12 protein-coding genes and 1 tRNA gene are annotated in these 16,003 nt (G+C 59.0%); 7 read left to right on the forward strand and 6 right to left on the reverse strand.

Features of this window, described 5'->3' with window-relative positions:
• The first annotated feature begins 1 nt into the window (after position 1).
• The 3 genes from BM167_RS04285 to artA all read left to right on the forward strand — a co-directional run bounded on the left by BM167_RS04285 (position 2) and on the right by artA (position 2,366).
• Positions 2–466, forward strand: coding sequence for a TIGR04206 family protein (locus BM167_RS04285; protein WP_092889216.1), 465 nt, complete (start codon positions 2–4; stop codon positions 464–466).
• Between the two features lie 82 nt (positions 467–548).
• On the forward strand, positions 549–1,316 hold the full coding sequence (locus tag BM167_RS04290) for a VOC family protein (protein WP_092889219.1): 768 nt from the start codon (positions 549–551) through the stop codon (positions 1,314–1,316).
• Positions 1,317–1,424: 108 nt separating this feature from the next.
• Positions 1,425–2,366: an archaeosortase A gene (gene artA / locus BM167_RS04295; protein ID WP_092889222.1), complete on the forward strand. Its 942-nt coding sequence runs from the start codon at positions 1,425–1,427 to the stop codon at positions 2,364–2,366.
• A 39-nt stretch (positions 2,367–2,405) separates the two neighbouring features.
• Here artA and dph5 read toward each other — a convergent pair whose 3' ends face one another.
• The gene (gene dph5, locus BM167_RS04300; RefSeq protein ID WP_092889225.1) at positions 2,406–3,215 is read right to left on the reverse strand and encodes a diphthine synthase; all 810 of its coding nucleotides are present in this window, start codon (positions 3,213–3,215) and stop codon (positions 2,406–2,408) included.
• Positions 3,216–3,714: 499 nt separating this feature from the next.
• Here dph5 and BM167_RS04305 point away from each other — a divergent pair, with 499 nt between their 5' ends.
• Positions 3,715–6,369, forward strand: coding sequence for a DUF7827 domain-containing protein (locus BM167_RS04305; protein WP_092889228.1), 2,655 nt, complete (start codon positions 3,715–3,717; stop codon positions 6,367–6,369).
• Between the two features lie 695 nt (positions 6,370–7,064).
• Positions 7,065–8,072, forward strand: coding sequence for a tyrosine-type recombinase/integrase (locus tag BM167_RS04310; protein WP_092889231.1), 1,008 nt, complete (start codon positions 7,065–7,067; stop codon positions 8,070–8,072).
• Positions 8,073–8,129: 57 nt separating this feature from the next.
• Here the strand turns inward: BM167_RS04310 and BM167_RS18055 are convergent, their stop codons facing one another.
• From BM167_RS18055 to BM167_RS04320, 5 genes are all read right to left on the reverse strand, one after another.
• Positions 8,130–8,678, reverse strand: a complete 549-nt coding sequence (locus BM167_RS18055) for a hypothetical protein (protein WP_143095460.1) — start codon at positions 8,676–8,678, stop codon at positions 8,130–8,132.
• A gap of 715 nt (positions 8,679–9,393) precedes the next feature.
• Positions 9,394–9,744, reverse strand: a complete 351-nt coding sequence (locus BM167_RS18060) for a hypothetical protein (RefSeq protein WP_143095461.1) — start codon at positions 9,742–9,744, stop codon at positions 9,394–9,396.
• Between the two features lie 585 nt (positions 9,745–10,329).
• On the reverse strand, positions 10,330–11,610 hold the full coding sequence (locus BM167_RS18065; RefSeq protein WP_143095462.1) for a hypothetical protein: 1,281 nt from the start codon (positions 11,608–11,610) through the stop codon (positions 10,330–10,332).
• A gap of 219 nt (positions 11,611–11,829) precedes the next feature.
• Positions 11,830–11,902 (reverse strand) — tRNA-Thr (locus tag BM167_RS04315).
• Positions 11,903–12,011: 109 nt separating this feature from the next.
• Positions 12,012–12,995: a class I SAM-dependent methyltransferase gene (locus tag BM167_RS04320; RefSeq protein ID WP_092889234.1), complete on the reverse strand. Its 984-nt coding sequence runs from the start codon at positions 12,993–12,995 to the stop codon at positions 12,012–12,014.
• A gap of 213 nt (positions 12,996–13,208) precedes the next feature.
• Here BM167_RS04320 and fdhF point away from each other — a divergent pair, with 213 nt between their 5' ends.
• Positions 13,209–15,257 (forward strand): formate dehydrogenase subunit alpha, encoded by a 2,049-nt coding sequence (gene fdhF / locus BM167_RS04325; protein ID WP_092889237.1) that lies wholly within the window; start codon positions 13,209–13,211, stop codon positions 15,255–15,257.
• Complete coding sequence (yqeC, locus tag BM167_RS04330; RefSeq protein WP_092889240.1) at positions 15,254–15,994, forward strand: selenium cofactor biosynthesis protein YqeC; 741 nt, start codon at positions 15,254–15,256, stop codon at positions 15,992–15,994. Before fdhF ends, yqeC begins: the two co-directional genes overlap by 4 nt.
• Positions 15,995–16,003: the final 9 nt, after the last annotated feature.

Raw genomic sequence — 16,003 nt, forward strand, 5'->3', positions numbered from 1 at the left:
CGTGTCTCGACGCTCCGATCGGTCGGATACGGCGTCGGACCGAACGGCCGTCCTCGCCGTCCTCTCTCTTCTCGCGGTCCCGTGGTCGGTTCAGACGTTTCCCGGAGGGGACGAGACGCTCCTCTTCGCGTGGGGACTGTTGAACACGGCTCCCGTCGGGGTGACGACGCTCTTCGAGTTCCTGTTCGTCTACACGCGGGGTCTCCCCGACTTCATCGTCTCGTGGCCGGTGTCGGTCGCTTGTTACGCCGGTGCGGTCGCGAGTGCCGTCGTCGGGTGGCGTCGGGGACGCGAGGACCCGCGAGTCACGGGCGGCCTCCTCGTTCTCGCGGGCGTCGCGCAACTCTCTCTCGCGAGTGGGTTCTCGGCGCAACCGGGCCGGACGGCGTGGCCTCTCGGTACTCTCGCTCTCTGGACCGTCGCGTGGGTGGTGTACTGGCCGAGGGTGAGACGGCGGCGCGAGTGAGTCGCCCAAACCCCCTTGCGAGAGTGCGTCGGCGGCTTCCGCGTCCGGTACTCTTTTCGACGCTCCGGCCGACGTCACGCGTATGTCCGGAGTACTTGACCACGTGATGATGCGCGTCGAGGACCTCGACGAATCGCTCGACTGGTACCAGACGCACCTCGACTACGAGGAGAAGGGTCGATGGGAGGCCGAGACGTTCACGAACGTCTACCTCGGTCCCGAAGACGTCCACGAGGACGGTGCGGTCCTCGAACTGACGTACAACCACGACGACCGGTCGTACGAGATGGGCGACGCGTGGGGCCACATCGCCGTCCGAGTGCCCGAGGGCGAACTCGAAGAGGCGTACCAGAGTCTCATGGACGAGGGCGTCGACGACTACCGCGACCCCGAATCCTGCGGCGGGCGCTACGCGTTCGTCAAAGACCCGGACGGCCACGAGGTCGAAATCGTCCAACGCGACCAGGGCGCGCGGTGGAGCATCGACCACACGATGATGCGCGTCGAAGACGCGGACGAAGCCCTCGGCTTTTGGACGCGGAAGTTCGAGTACGAACACACCGGTCGCTGGGAGTCGGACTCCTTCGCGAACTACTTCGTAAAGCCCGAAGACGCCGCAGAAGAGGCGATGGCTGTCGAACTGACGTACAACTACGACGGCCGGAGCTACACGATGGGCGACGCGTGGGGACACGTCTGTGTCCGCGCCGACGACCTGAACGACTACTGGGAGACGCTGATGGAACGTGAGGGCGAAGACTACCGCGACCCCGAGTCCTGTGACAACCGCTACGCGTTCACGCGGGACCCCGACGGCCACGAGATAGAGGTTCTCGAACCCGACGACTGATCGTCCGGACCCGGCGTCGCCGAGCCGAAATCGCGGCTCGCGTGCGGTTCGACTCCGGCGGCGCATAGAACGACAAGGGATTTAATCCGAACGCGACATCGTTCCCCTATGCCCGGAGTTCTCTCTGACGCCCTCGCGTGGGTCGTCATCGCGACGTTCGTGGCCGGAGCGGTACTCGAACGGCGCGGCGACCGCCGCGCGCGACACGTCACCGTCGCCGCGTGGGTGGGCTTTGCGCTCTTTTGGCTGCAGTTGATCCCCCACTTCGCGTTCGTCCACAAAAGCTACATCGAGGGGTTCCTCTCGCTCGCCGCGGTGCCCGCGTGTCTCTACGCGGGCTATCTGCTCTACTCCGGCCGCACCACGCTGTTCGTTCTCTCGCGGGCCGTCGCCGTGATGGGGGCGGTGTACCTGCCGTTCGAGACGATTCCCGCGTTCGCGCTCTTCGGTTTCGACGTTCCGGCGCCGAGAGGCGTGTTGATGGAGACGGTCGCCGCACAGACCGGCTTCTTGGTCAACGCCCTCGGCTACCACCCCGAAGTCATCGTCGGCGAAGAGGGCTTTCTGAATACGTTTCTCTTCTACGACGGCGACCACCGGCTCAAAGTGTCGGTCGTTCTCGCGTGTACCGGCCTCGGGAGCATGACCATCTTCGCGGGCCTCATCGCCGCGGTGAAGGCTCCGCTCCGGCGGAAAATCCGCGCGCTGGCTATCGCTCTCCCCATCATCTACGCGCTCAACCTGCTTCGGACGACGTTCATCACCATCGCCTTCGGGAAGCAGTACTTCCAGTTCTTCGTCGACGAGATACTGCTGTTGTTCGGGTCGAGCGACCCCTACATGGTGTCGTTTTTCATCTCCGACCGAATCATCAGCCAACTGCTCGCCGTCGTCGCTCTCGTCGGCGTCACGTATCTCGTCGTCCGCGAACTGCCGGAACTGCTCACGGTGGTCGAAGACGTGCTGTTCATGCTCACCGGCGACGAGTACGACCTGAGAGAGGCCTTAGACGTAGAGGGCCAGGGGCTGAACCGCGGCGGAAGCGTCTGAGGAGTCGTCCGCGCACTCGTTCCGCTTGCAGTCTTCCGTCTACAGTTCGTTCTCCGAGACGACGTCGTCCGGTGCCCCGCCGAGCGTTCGCACCGCGTCGGCCTCCACGTGGTGGAGATCACCGGGAATCAAAAGCATCTGAAGCGGGTCGCCGAAGTCGCGTTCCGAGAGCGCAGAGAGTCGGTCCGCCGCCACCACGGCGTCGGGACTTCCGGCGCGGGCGACGACGACGCCGAGAACGTCGTCCCAGTCGCGGGCGAGTTCTCCGGCGGCGAAGTCGGCGGTCATGTACTCGCCGTACTCGTCGTCGGGACTCCCCGATCGGCCGTCAGCGACTTTGATGTCGAGGTACACGAGGGTGTGCAGTCCGCGCTCTCGGTTCGCGTCGATGGAGTCGACGACGCTCTGCGGGACGCCGTCGGCACCGTGCGCGTACGGGAACGGAAGCGTCACGGCCTTCCCGAAGCGGTAGTTCTGGAGTCCGGTGAGACTGCTGGCGGCCGACTGGGCGGTCACGCCGTGGACGACGCGGGTGTCGATACCGCGCTCTATCGCTCGGAGTCGAAGGTCGACGTGCGTCGTCGATATCATCGTATCCCCCGCCGTGAGGAAGGCGACGTCGCCCGCTTCCGCGGCGTCGAGTATCTCCTCTGGGCGCTGTTCGACGCCCTCTCGGTCCCGAACCTCGATGTCGACGTCGTGGTGCGACCGAAGTTCGTCGACCGTCGCACCGAGCAGTTTGCTGGTGTAGAACTCCGCGTAGGCGTGGTCGGCGTCGCGAAGTGCGTCTCGCCCTTCGACGGTAATCGACCGCTCGTCGTACAGGCCGAGTCCGATGAACGTGAGCATACGTGGTTTCCGCCGCGCCGGATGATAAACTGCCTGAAGCGGTCGGCGGATATCGCTCGCGTCGTACCCGCAGCGATCTCAGTCGGGAGAATAGACGATCGGAGACCGCACGCGCGCCTCGGTTCGGTCGCGACAGACCGGTCGCCGACGTCGTTCTCTCTCGAATGGACGACTCGCTGTCAGAGGTAGTCGCACCCCCACTCTGCCGTGGTATACTCTCGCGGCAACGCTCGTTTCGGATCCGGTGGTGTCCGGCTAAACTGCCGCATACGCTACTTAGAGCGCTCCTATTCCGGGGTAGCTCTCTCGGATTGGAATTATTTTTGAGTGACACATTCTCCGTAAATACACAAAACATATATTGTACCTGTTCAGTGTTTTGAGTACCCCTACCCATGGTGACATCATCGAGTATCGCCGTCCGATTCCACGCGCCAGCGTCGGAAGACCGGGACGCGAGAAAGAGGCTGTTGCCGACTTGCGACTTACCCAACTAAACATGACACGCAAACAAGATCAGTTCCGCGCGGTCATCCTGGCGGCGCTGATGGTTATGTCGGTTTTCGCCGGCACCATCGCGCTCTCTGGATCGGCTGCTGCGGCTGCTTCAGGCGGTTCTCTGGATCTCGGTTCCGGCAATGGCGCAAGCCACACGGCGGAATCGGGAACCTTGACAGATGTACAAGTTGATAGCGACGATAGCAATAACGCACCGGGCTTGTACGCCTTCGTTGACGAGAATGGAAACGGAGTGTACGACGCAGGTGAGGCAACTGCCAATAACCAATCCTACGTGGCTGCTGACACCACGGACATCAACCTCACTGATCTAGATGTTAGTGGTCTCGGTGATGGATCGTACCAGGTCTATGCCTTCGAGAACGAGTCTCTGAACACTGGTGACGATAGCTTCGATACGAGCACGGAGCTGGTCATCGACAATGATGAGAACAGTCTCGAATTCATCGACGCGGTCCAGTACGAAAACGACTCCTCGGCTGAAGTTGAAATAGTCTTCAACGAGGATATTGGAACGGTTCACGAGCTCAACATCACGAATGACGAGGAGAACCTGACCGAGTCTGGTTCCATTGATGTGACTGATGGTCGGATCACCGCTACTCTTGGTAGCGACCTCGTTACTGACGACCTTGAAGTCCAGTACAACGTTACTGATGCCGCAGGTAATGTTGTTGATACGACAACGGACGATGACGACGCAGAAGATGTAACGTTTGCGTCCACGACGGCTGTGGGCGGCGACGTCAATGCGTATAAGGGATCGAATGTTGCGATCGTCTCCGACTCGACCAACGTTGACGTTGAGGTCGAAGGTGACGAGAGCAGCTACCAGTTCTCCGGTTCTACTGGCGAAAATAGCAAGGTCTTCGTGTTCAACACGGAGAACCGCGATATCGACGAATACAACTACACCATCGATGATGGCAGCCAGGCCACCATCGACGTTCGCGACCTCGGTCTCTCGCTCGACGTAGACGACCAGAACATCACGACGGACGACTCCGTCGAGGGGACGGTCTCCGCGAACGCGGGCAACCGCCCGATCACGCTCCAGCTCTACGACTCGAACGACGACGAGTTCCAGGACGAAGTCACCGCTGACCTGAACGGTCAGGGTGAATACGAGTTCGCCGTCGGTGACTTCTCCGACGAGACGGGCTCGTACACGCTCGAAGTCGTCGACGACTACTCCGGCGTCACCCAGGAATCTTCGACGATCAACGTCGAAGAGGCCGGTGACGGCGAGGCCGACTTCAACCAGAGCGTCATCAGCAACGAGCGCGGTGACATCGTCGAGATTCCGGTGACGTTCGACAACACGGACGCCGGTACCGTCACGATCGGTAGTGAGGACGTCGGCTTCGAGGCCGACGTGGCAATCGAAGACGACGACGACGACGGCGAAGCCGTCATCCTCTTCGACACGTGGGCGGCGGCCGACGACTCGGCCTCCGCGAGTGACGTCTTCTCCGCCGAGGACGACGACGAAATCGACTTCGGAAACTCGGAGATCATCACCCCCGTCGACTCGCTCCTCGACGCGGGTGACTACGACCTCGAAGTCGGTGCAGAGGGCACCGACGACACCCAGAACGCCGCGACGCTCGTTCTCGAAGAGCGCAGCACCGAGAACGTGACCACGTGGACCGCACACGACAGTGTCTCGCTCAGCGACTACGACGACATCACCGAAGCGGTCGAGAACGGCGAACTGACGCAGGACGGCGACATCGCAGACGGTGACGTCGTCGTCGCACAGATCAGCGCGTCCGGCCTCGGCGGTCTCTACGAGGCAGAGGACGACAACATGTTCTTCGGCGCCGGTCAGCCGACGAACTTCACGGTCAACGAAACCTCCGCACCCGCGAACCGCGAAGCGTTCTCGCTGAACCTCTCTTCGGACAACGTCAAGAGCGTCGTCGGTGACGCCGAGAACGACACGTACTACGTCGTGTTCGACTCGGACAACGACGAGATTGGCGCGTACCGTCCGGGTAGCGACGATCCGGTCGACTTCGGTGACGAGGACACGCTGACGGCGAACTTCACCGTCTCCGAGGACACCGAACTCGCCGAGGACCAGCAGACCGTCGAAACTGACTTCGACCTCATCGAGGGCGAACACAGCCTCGACGACCCGTACAACGTCTCGAACGCCGCGGGTCAGATCGTCGAGGGCGAGTCCAACGTCGCTCCGGGTACGGAACTGCAGATCCGCATCCGTAGCGCCGACGACACCAGCCCGAGCTTCCTGAAGACCGCGACGACCGACGTCACCGAGAACAACACGTTCTCCGCTGAGTTCGACTTCAGCGGCCAGAACGCCGGTGACGAGTACACGATCACGGTCCGTAACGGCGCGGTCGACGAGAACGAAGAAGTCGACGGCACCGTCGTGGAAGGCTCCAACACGACCGAAACCGTGACCGACGACGGCACGGCGACGGTCACCGACGAGCCCGTCACGACCGAGGCTTCGGAGACGACCGAGGCTTCGGAGACGACCGAGGCTCCGGCCACCGACGAGCCCGCGACAGAAGAGTCGACTGAGACGGGCACGCCCGGCTTCGGCGTGGTCGTTGCTCTGACGGCGCTTCTCGCCGCGGCGCTCCTCGCAGTCCGCCGCGACTAACTAACTGAACCTCCGGAGGGTCTCCCTCCGATTCAGTCTCTCGCGTTTTTCTTCCGTCAGTTCCAGAGAGCGATCAGCGCGCGCTCGAACGCGGTATCGCTGTCTCCCCCGTCTGCGCTATCGGCGAACGGTGTCGATCGAGATACGGTTGCTCCGAGAACTCTCGCATCGGAGACGGTGGACTCGGCCGGCAAGCAGGTTGCTCGCAACTCGTCGGTCGGTCGAGCCAGTCTGAAGCGGAATTACCTGCCCCGTCGGTAGCCTCGTTCGTACCGAAGATAGTTTCTCGCCGATTCTCGATTGCGGGAGACGTCCCAGCCCCATCTCCCCGATGAGAGGGTCCAGTTCACCGCAGTAGTCCTCTCTATCGTGGCCGACGACCCTTGCCGAGCCGCCGCCGGACAACCGTCCGAGGGAGCGCACTCGGACCGCGAACCTACCGGTAAGAGAGGTATCTGCAACGGGTCAATAGAAACCACAACTCCGGTAAGTCTACGAGTAACTGCGCTGCTGTGTAGCAGTTAGAGAGTACCGCAAAGAGGAAAGCCGGTGGAGGGATTTGGAACCTCGGCACGCCGTCGGGCGATTTGGAACCTCGGCACGCCGTCGGGCGATTTGCCCTCCGTCGTACGTTCCACGAAGGATTCCTGCTCCGGTTCGTTGAGCGATTCCCGCGCGGTGGTCTCGGAAAGACAATGGAACAGAAAAATATTCCACCGCGAGACGGGGTACAGCGTTACCTGAACGACCGCAAACCCGAACTCTCCCAAAAGAGTCTCTACAACTACCGGGTTTCAGTCAACCAGTTTGCCGATTGGTGTGAGGAGAACCAGATACGGTATCTGCGAGAACTCGACGGGGACCTCATCGCACAGTACAAAGACTACCGACTCGAACGGGTCGCAACCATCACCGCCCGTAACGATATACGGGTCATCAAGAACTTCATCGAGTTCTGCGAGTCCATCCATGCAGTCTTCTCTGGACTTAGTGAACTCGTCCGAATTCCCAAGACGACTGTAGAGGACGAGATATGCGACGACTTTCTCACCAAGGAGGAAGCCGACGCAATCCTCCCGTTTCTCGCCAAGCACGAATACGCGACTAACCGGCACCTTATCGTCTTGATTCTCTGGAAGGCGGGAATGAGACTTAGCGGCCTCCGTGCCCTCGACGTAGAGGACATAGACCCCGACGGTCCAACGCTCAAGATTCGACACCGACCCGATAAGGGGACTCCGCTCAAGAACAACCGGCGGGGAGAGAGGAACATCTACGTTACCCACGAGGTGATGGACGTAATCGAGGACTATCTCACCCACACTCGACCGGACGTGACTGACGAGTACGGCAGGAAGCCTCTGATAGCCACGAGACACGGACGGCCCTCTCACACGACCATTCAGAAGGCGGTTTACGCCGCGACGCGCCCGTGCACGTACAACGGCGGCAAATGCCCCTTCGACAGAGACCCGAACGACTGTGAAGCGACCAAGTACGCGCACATCACCAAGTGTCCGGGTTCGGTCAGTCCTCACGCGCTACGACGGGGCTACGTGACTGCCGCGAGGAACGCGGGACAGCCGAAGGACGTGACCGGAGAACGGGTCAACATGACTGGCCGAGTTCTCGACAAGCACTACGATAAAGGGAACTTCCAAGAGAAGGCTAACAGACGCCGCGACTCTCTACGCGACATTTAAACAGGTGCTGGTTACTCAAGTACAGTAATTAAGAATGAGAACACAGGAAAACACTACCTATTTCCAGTATCCCCTTAGGACTCTTATCAGAACGAACGCAGACAAAAATATCACAAGGTATACCCAAAAATCAGATAGAAATGGGGACTTTCCAACAGGTGGTGGGGTTACTGGTGACGTGGTAGCTGTCTCTACGGATGTTGACGCAGTAACTGGCTCTGTGGTAGTTTCAAATACTCCACCTTGTGTTGTGGTAAGTTCAGCTACTCCACCTTGTGTTGTGGTAGTTTCCCATACGAAAGGTCCCTGTTGAGTAGTCTCTGTAGCAGAAGGAATCGAAACTGTTGCTCTACCATTATCTCTAGTAGTGGGGCGTTGCCTCGGAGGGGGGAGGACAAATCGTCTCATCACCCAAACAGTAAGTGAGAATATTGCTGCACTAATGGCATTTGAGATTATATCACCGTCTAATATTCCTCTTAGAACTACTAGTATTACCTCTGCAATTCCTCTTAGAACTGCCAGTATTATCTCTGCTGTGGTAGAGGCGACCGAGTGTCCAATCTCTTTACCCTCCTGTAGGAATTCAATAACTTTTCTTTTCATGCCATGGTAGAGATTATGTCACAATTGTCCTAATCTGTATTAAAAATTTTATCACATATCCTTGTATGTCGCAGAATGCTCTAAACATAGTGAGTGGCTGCTATATTCTTAGAATTAACCCCTAAAGACAATTTGAGTCAGAGGAACTATAGGGTACTATTCGAACCTTTGCAAATTCAAAGGTAGAAGTCCTCTACAATTCTACCGGTGGGGCGAAGTCCCTCGGGAATGCCAAGAGTGCTCTGTTCGGCGGGAAGCGGTTGACTGCCGGGGATTAGAGAAAGTAGGCTGAAGGCGTCGCTACTTAGGAGAGTATTCCCTCATAAGTACAGGCTCTATTATTGAGAGTAATTCCTCAATAGAGGTTGTTTACGTTGGTTCTGTTAGCGGCGGGAATGCGGCAGGTCCGGGGAAGAATAAGAGAACAGAATACGTAGTTCCTATTACTACCACATTAGAGTAGAAGAATATTCAGGTTAGCCCGCTTCTCGCCGTTAACAGAATTCTGTTCTGAACAACTACTCGAATCTGTCCTTTACCGAACAGAGTACTCTACGGGTACTGTTCGCTAAATCCGTTAGTGAATATAGAGATGAACTGTACCGGTTATACCAGTCAAGACAGAACAGACCATCTCGGGTTTGGCTATGGACTGAACAGGAGAGCTATACTGGAGAAGTTGAGAAGAGTTCGTTTTTACTATAACCAATATACGTCAGTATATATACCCCCCATCGAACTCCGTTTCCCACTCATCAACTACATCTGGCCCTCTCTCATCAAGAGGTCTGGTTTTCAAGTATCGGTTGTTTTCTATATCAGATTGGAGTCGGCCAAAGAACTCTCTGAACCTCTTAGCGCAGACATTTAGGTCCTTCATTGCTTCTGCGAACCAGCGGTTCAGATTAGAGCTGTTAGGATGACATTCCATGCCATCTTTCCATCCAACGTAAGCACACGCCGCGAAGGCGGCAATGGCTGTTCCGTCCTTGTTACCGTCTTTGTAGCGCCTGAAGTCAAGTTTGTTGAAAATACGTCTTGCCCTCTTCTCTTGTCCCTGTGCCAACCAGACTCGACTCGCTACGCAGTCAAAGACATGGAGATTGTCACTCTGTCGTAGCCAAGTTTGGTCTGTCCATGTATCGTACCGGTCCGTTGGGTTGCGCGTATGGGTGTTTTTCTGTACTCGCCGAAGAACGGTGAATCTCCATCCGTACATTTCTGTACCGTCAAGTGTCCCTCCGTTGGAGGCCTCCTCGGGCCGGAATGTAGTTCGGTACGCCGGTTCATATCCTAAGTAAGATACTTTTCTTTCCATTTTTCTAATGGGAGGTTGAGTCACAAGCCAAGTCTCCGCAAAGCAGAGGCTCAAGAGTCAGCTTCACGCAGAACGGCGAGCACTCCCATGTGCTCCCCCCTTTAACCGATGACGTTCAAGAAGATATACCTTTCTAAGTTTACTGTAAGATTATATGGAATATTGAAACGGTCGGGGGTGTATTCCCGCTGTACTAAGAATCGGTAGTTGAGGCTAATTCTGAAAAATTTCTGCGAGCGGCTTACACGTATTCCATGACCTCGCAAACTATTGGTGTCACAACCAACCTCTGACTGCGGTCTAATGCAATAGCTTTCTGTAATTACGTTGAATCTACTGGCTGAATTCTGGAGGAAGTTCCAATAGTGTGTCTTCTTGATAGAACATCTCCTCAATAACGTCCTTTTCCGCCTTCCCTTCCAGACATAGTTCTACAATCCGATACAGGTCAGGGGTAGTGAGAATTTTATAATCTCCTCTCCGCTTCATGTACCCTTCTACGTTTGGCTCTACACTCACCTCTCGATTATCTGGCGAGGTATTCATTTCTGGATTCACAATTAAAAGGCCAGATACATCTTCATTAGGAAATTCGACTACTGCATTCTCGACCCACTCATCTAACTGTCTACATTTTTTGAGTTTGATACCCCCTGTTGTTCCAGTAACCTCAAGGGCGAACTTAGTATGAGATGTATGTAGTATCCCATCCCGTTTTCCCGGGACTTCACCGTCTACAGTAAATCCTATTTCCCGTAGAGCTTCTTTTGTTACATCCTCAAGATTGGTATGCGTCTCATATAGTAATCTCTTGAATTTAGTTATCGATTCTAATTCCTCCTTCAGTTGTGTGAGTTCTGATTCTTTCCGCTCTATACTACTCTTCGTATCCTCCTCGCTTGGAAGTGAGTAATCAGACACCCATGAAGGCGGAGAACGACCTTCCACATTACTTTCAACCCCAAATACATTTTCGAGTGTGTTTCTGACGAACTCGGAGTATGTGATACTGTCCGTTGGAGGTATCAGTTTCAGACTCCCTCCATTCTTATTCATTTCTATGCTTATTATCTTCCCATATGAGTTTTCAGCTATGGTATTTTTATCATAACCTGCTGTTCTACTTACCTTCAGAAACTTATTCCATGCAAACCGAGTTCCGAAGTACCAATCCCACTCCGGTAGGAATACATCTATAGATTTTCCGCTCTCATCAGTAGTCGCCTTTATAGTACATGGCAACCATCTTAACAAATCATACTCACAGTACGGTTCCGGGTCCGGTATTGAGCCGGCTCTGGCTTGATGGCTCGGGGAAGAGTACGAAAAGTCCTTCCTGACGGTCGTAGTATCTCCCATCTCTGTTATCGGAGATTCTGGTAAATATATCACCATATGGCCGTCTTCTTTAATGAATTCAGATACATCGGATGACTGGAAGATTTTAGGAGAGTTTTCTGAATCGTTATATGGGTGGTCATATTTGTGTGACTCTTTCTCTAACGTTCTCAAATTCACGAATACAATATCAAAATCTTTGAAGTTGGTGGATTCATCCCATCCAATTGACCTGTGAACAAACGGTAATTCATTTCCTTTAGACAGTATCCTCATAGACCAGAGTGTGGTGTGGTATGGCATAATCATTCCGTAGCCAGCCTAAATTGGTTCTTTTGACATACGTCTTGGCGCGACACCGTTCAAGGGTACCAATTGAACTGCGAATATACCGGCAAGAAAGGTATCTACGGCGGTTCAAATGGGGCGGTAATTCAGGCGAATCTATAAGTAACAGCGTCGCTGTGTAGCAATTAGAGATTACCGCGAAGAGGAAGCCGGTGGAGGGATTTGAACCCTCGGCCTATTCCTTACGAAGGAATCGCTCTGCCAGCTGAGCTACACCGGCGCTCGCGTCGTTCGCCCCGAGACACCACCTCGCTACTCTCGGTGGGATACTGGAGCGTGCGTCGGAACGCACTCTCTGGTAACCCGATGAACAAGAAAAGGCTTCCGAATTAGCGCGCGGTGAGCCTGACATCCACGCACACGTTGAGTTCGTGCGGCGCGTACGACCGGACGGTGTGTTCCGTCAGCACCGTCACGTCGTACGTCGGTTCCGCGGCGTCGCGAATCGCCGAGATACCGGGGCCGTACGGGTCGTCTTCGTGTTGGATGTCGTAGTAGTGAATCACGCAGTCGTCGCCGGCGAGTCGAACCGCCGTGTCGAGAAAGTCGTCGGCGCTGTGCGGGAGATTCATCACGATACGGTCGGCCCACCCCTCGTAGTCGGCCGCGACGTCTCGCACGTCGCCGTGGACGGCGGTCACGTTATCTTCGACGCCGTTTCGACGGGCGTTCTCTCGAAGATATCTCACGGCCGCCTCGTTGAGGTCACAGCCGACCACCTCGGCGCCTCGCTTCGCGAACGGGACGACGAAGGGGCCGACGCCCGCGAACATGTCGAAGGCGTTCTCGCCGGGTTCGACCTGCTGTGCCACGCGGTGTCGTTCCGTCGCGAGTCGCGGAGAGAAGTACACCTCGGCGATGTCCAACAGGAACTCACAGCCGTACTCGCGGTGGACCGCCTCGGTGTTCTCGCCCGCGAGGACGTCCCAGTCTCGGACGCGCAGTTCGCCTTTGACCTTCGAGGCGCGGTTGACGACGGTGTCCGCGGGCAGGTCGGAGGCGACGACGGCGTCGGCGATGGCGCGGGCGCGTTCGTCGTCGTCCTCGTCCACGATGACGATGTCGCCCAGTCGTTCGTACGTCGGTTCGAATCCGAGCACGTCCGCGGGGGTCTGTTGGTGACTGCGCGCCTCGGCGTCGAACTCGACGACGTCGAACTCGGCGGGAACCGCTTCGGCGTCGGTGACGGGGATGTAGAGACGACCGTCTTCGACCGCAATCTCGAAGTCCCGGTCGATTATGTCCGCCTCCGCGAGGGCGCGGCGCGTCGCCTCGCCGTCTGTTCGCGGGACGCGGACGCAAGGGACGTTCATACCCGAATCTACCGGTGAGGGGGAGTAAGCGTGACGCTTCGGCGGGACGCGCCAGGCGTGTGGGGCAGTGACGCGGTACGGTGAGTGGGCGAACGGCGGGCATCGGACGGGCGAAAAGCACCCACCGAGTGAGACGCCCGACGGTTCGGCGTCGTCGCAGTCGAAGAAAGCCCTATCTCTCGGGCGCGTGACGTGTCACCGTCGGGTGTGACCATGAGCGAAGACAGAAACTACGCCGAGGCCGAGAGCATCTGTCCCTTCTGCGGGGTCGGATGCGGCATCGCGTACGACGAACGAACCGGGAAGGCGACGGGGTGGCGCGCCCCCGTGAACCGCCGCGGAGAGGTGTGTCCGAAGGGCGTCGCCGCCTTCGACCAGGTCGGACACGAGGAGAGACTCACGACGCCGTTGGTCCGCGAGGGCGGCCGACTCGTCCCCGCGACGTGGGACGAGGCGTTCGACCGAATCGAATCTGAGTTCGGCCGCGTTCGCCGAGAGCACGGTCCGGACGCCGCGTTCTTCTTCGCCTCCTCGAACTGCACGAACGAGGAGAACTACGTCCTCCAGAAGGGGGCGCGCGCGTTCGGAACGAACAACGTCGACAACTGCGCGCGACTCTGTCACTCCTCTACGGTCGCCGCGATGCGCGCGCGGTTCGGCGCGGGCGCGATGACGAACTCCCTCGACGACCTGACGGAGGCGGACGCGTTCCTCGTCGTCGGCGCGAACCCGGCCGAACAGCACCCCGTCATCTTCCGGTCGTACTTCGTCCCGGCGTTGAAGTCGGGGACGGAGATGATACACGTAGACCCGCGGAGCAACGCCACGACGGACGGGGCGTCGGTTCACCTCCCCGTCCGCCCGGGCTACGACATCCCGCTTTTGAACGCGATTGCGAAGGTTATCGTCGCGGAGGGACTCGCGGACGACTCGTTCGTGGACGAACGCGTCGAGGGGTTCGAGGAGTTCGTCTCGTTTCTCGACGGCGTGGACGTCGAGGCGGCCGCAGAACTCGCGGGCGTGGACCCGTCGGACCTCCGCGAGGCGGCGAAACTGTACGGAGAAGCCGACGCCGCGGCCGTCTTCACCGGGATGGGGATGAGCCAACACCACTGCGGGACGGACAACGTCCACGCCCTGTTGAACCTCGCGCTCCTGACCGGTAACGTGGGCCGCCCCGGAACCGGCGTCAACCCGCTTCGCGGGCAGAACAACGTCCAAGGCGCGGGAGACGTGGGTGCGCTTCCGAACCTGCTTCCCGGCTACCGCGACGTGACAGACGGCGAGGCGCGGGCCACCGTCGCGGAGGAGTGGGGGTTCGAACCGCCCGCGCGCCCCGGACTCACCGAAGTCGAAGCGACCCACGAGTTCGGCGACGACGTCCGCGCGGCGTACGTCTTCGGCGAGAACCCCGCGGTCACCGAACCGAACGCGAACGCCGTCCGCGAACGGTTCGAGGCGGCGGAGTTCGTCGTCGTCCACGACATATTCCCCACCGAGACGGCCGAACTCGCGGACGTGGTCCTCCCGGGGAGTTCGTGGGCCGAGAAGGCCGGGACGGTGACGAACACCGACCGGCAGGTGATGCGGATGCGGCCGAACGCGGACCTGCCCGGGGACGCGCGGCCGGACCTGGATATCCTCCGCGAACTCGGCGACCGACTCACCGACGCCGACTTCGACTACGACGGCCCGGAGGCGGTGTTCGACGAACTGACCCGCGTGACACCCATCTACGAGGGGATGACCTACGACGGAATCGGCACCGAGAGCCAGCGGTGGCCGTTCTCGGCCGACGACGGCGAAGGCGTCGCGGTACTCCACGCGGACCGCTTTGCGACCGGGTCGAAGACGGCCGAACTCAGACCGGTCGAACACGTCGAACCCGCAGACCCGGTCACCGACGACGAACTCGTCCTCACGACGGGACGGGTCATACAGCAGTTCAACAGCGGTGCCGTCACCCGGCGGTCGGACACGCTGGTGCGGATGCGCCCCGAGGACGCCCTCCAGATACATCCCGACGACGCCGCGCGGAGAGACATAGCGGACGGCGACGACGTCGTCGTCGCCAACGCGCGCGGCGAGGTGTCCGTCGCCGCGGCGGTGACGCCCGCGGTCAGACCGGGGACGGTGTTTCTGACGTTCCACTACGCCAACCCGTTGGTGAACGAACTGACGGGCGACGCCCTCGACCCGACGGCGAAGATTCCGGAGTACAAACACAGCGCCGTCCGCGTGACGGTAGAGGGCGAGGCGTGACCTCCAACACCCTCTCGCGAACGCTCGGCGTCGACGAGGAGTCGGTCGTCTCCGTCGTCGGCGCGGGCGGTAAGAAGACGACGCTCTACCGACTCGCCGGGGAGACGGACGGCGTCGTCACAGCCACGGTCAGAATTCCGATATTCGACGACGAGGTGGCCCGAGTCGTCGTGACCGAAGACCCACGGAGGGCGGCGAGAGCGGAGACGCGGCGCCCGTTGGGTCTCGTCCCCGAACGCGAACGCGAGGACCGATACTTCGGATACGACCCCGATATCGTGGACGAACTCGCCGGGTCGGGTATCGGCCCGTTGCTCGTGAAGGCCGACGGCGCGCGGAACCGCCTGTTCAAAGCGCCCGACGACCGCGAACCGCAGATACCCCGCGCGTCGACGCACGTTCTGGCCCTCGCGTCGGCGCGGGTGGTCGGCGAACCACTCGCGGAACGGGCGGTCCACCGCCCCGACCGAGTGAGCGAACTGACGGGTCTGAGCGCGGGCGAGGAGATTCGACCCTCGCACGTCGCGACGGTCCTCGCGCACGAACGGGGCGGTCTGAAGGCCGTCCCCGACGGCGCGGACGCCGTGCCGACGGTGAATATGGTCGATACGTCCGAACTGGCCGACGTGGGGAGAGAGATAGCCCGCGGCGTCCTCGACCGGACGTCGGCCGTTGACCGCGTCCTCCTGACGAAGATGACGGCGTCGGACCCCGTCGTCGAGGTAGTCGAACGGTAATCGACGCCG

Source organism: Halopelagius inordinatus, from assembly GCF_900113245.1.
Taxonomy (GTDB): domain Archaea; phylum Halobacteriota; class Halobacteria; order Halobacteriales; family Haloferacaceae; genus Halopelagius; species Halopelagius inordinatus.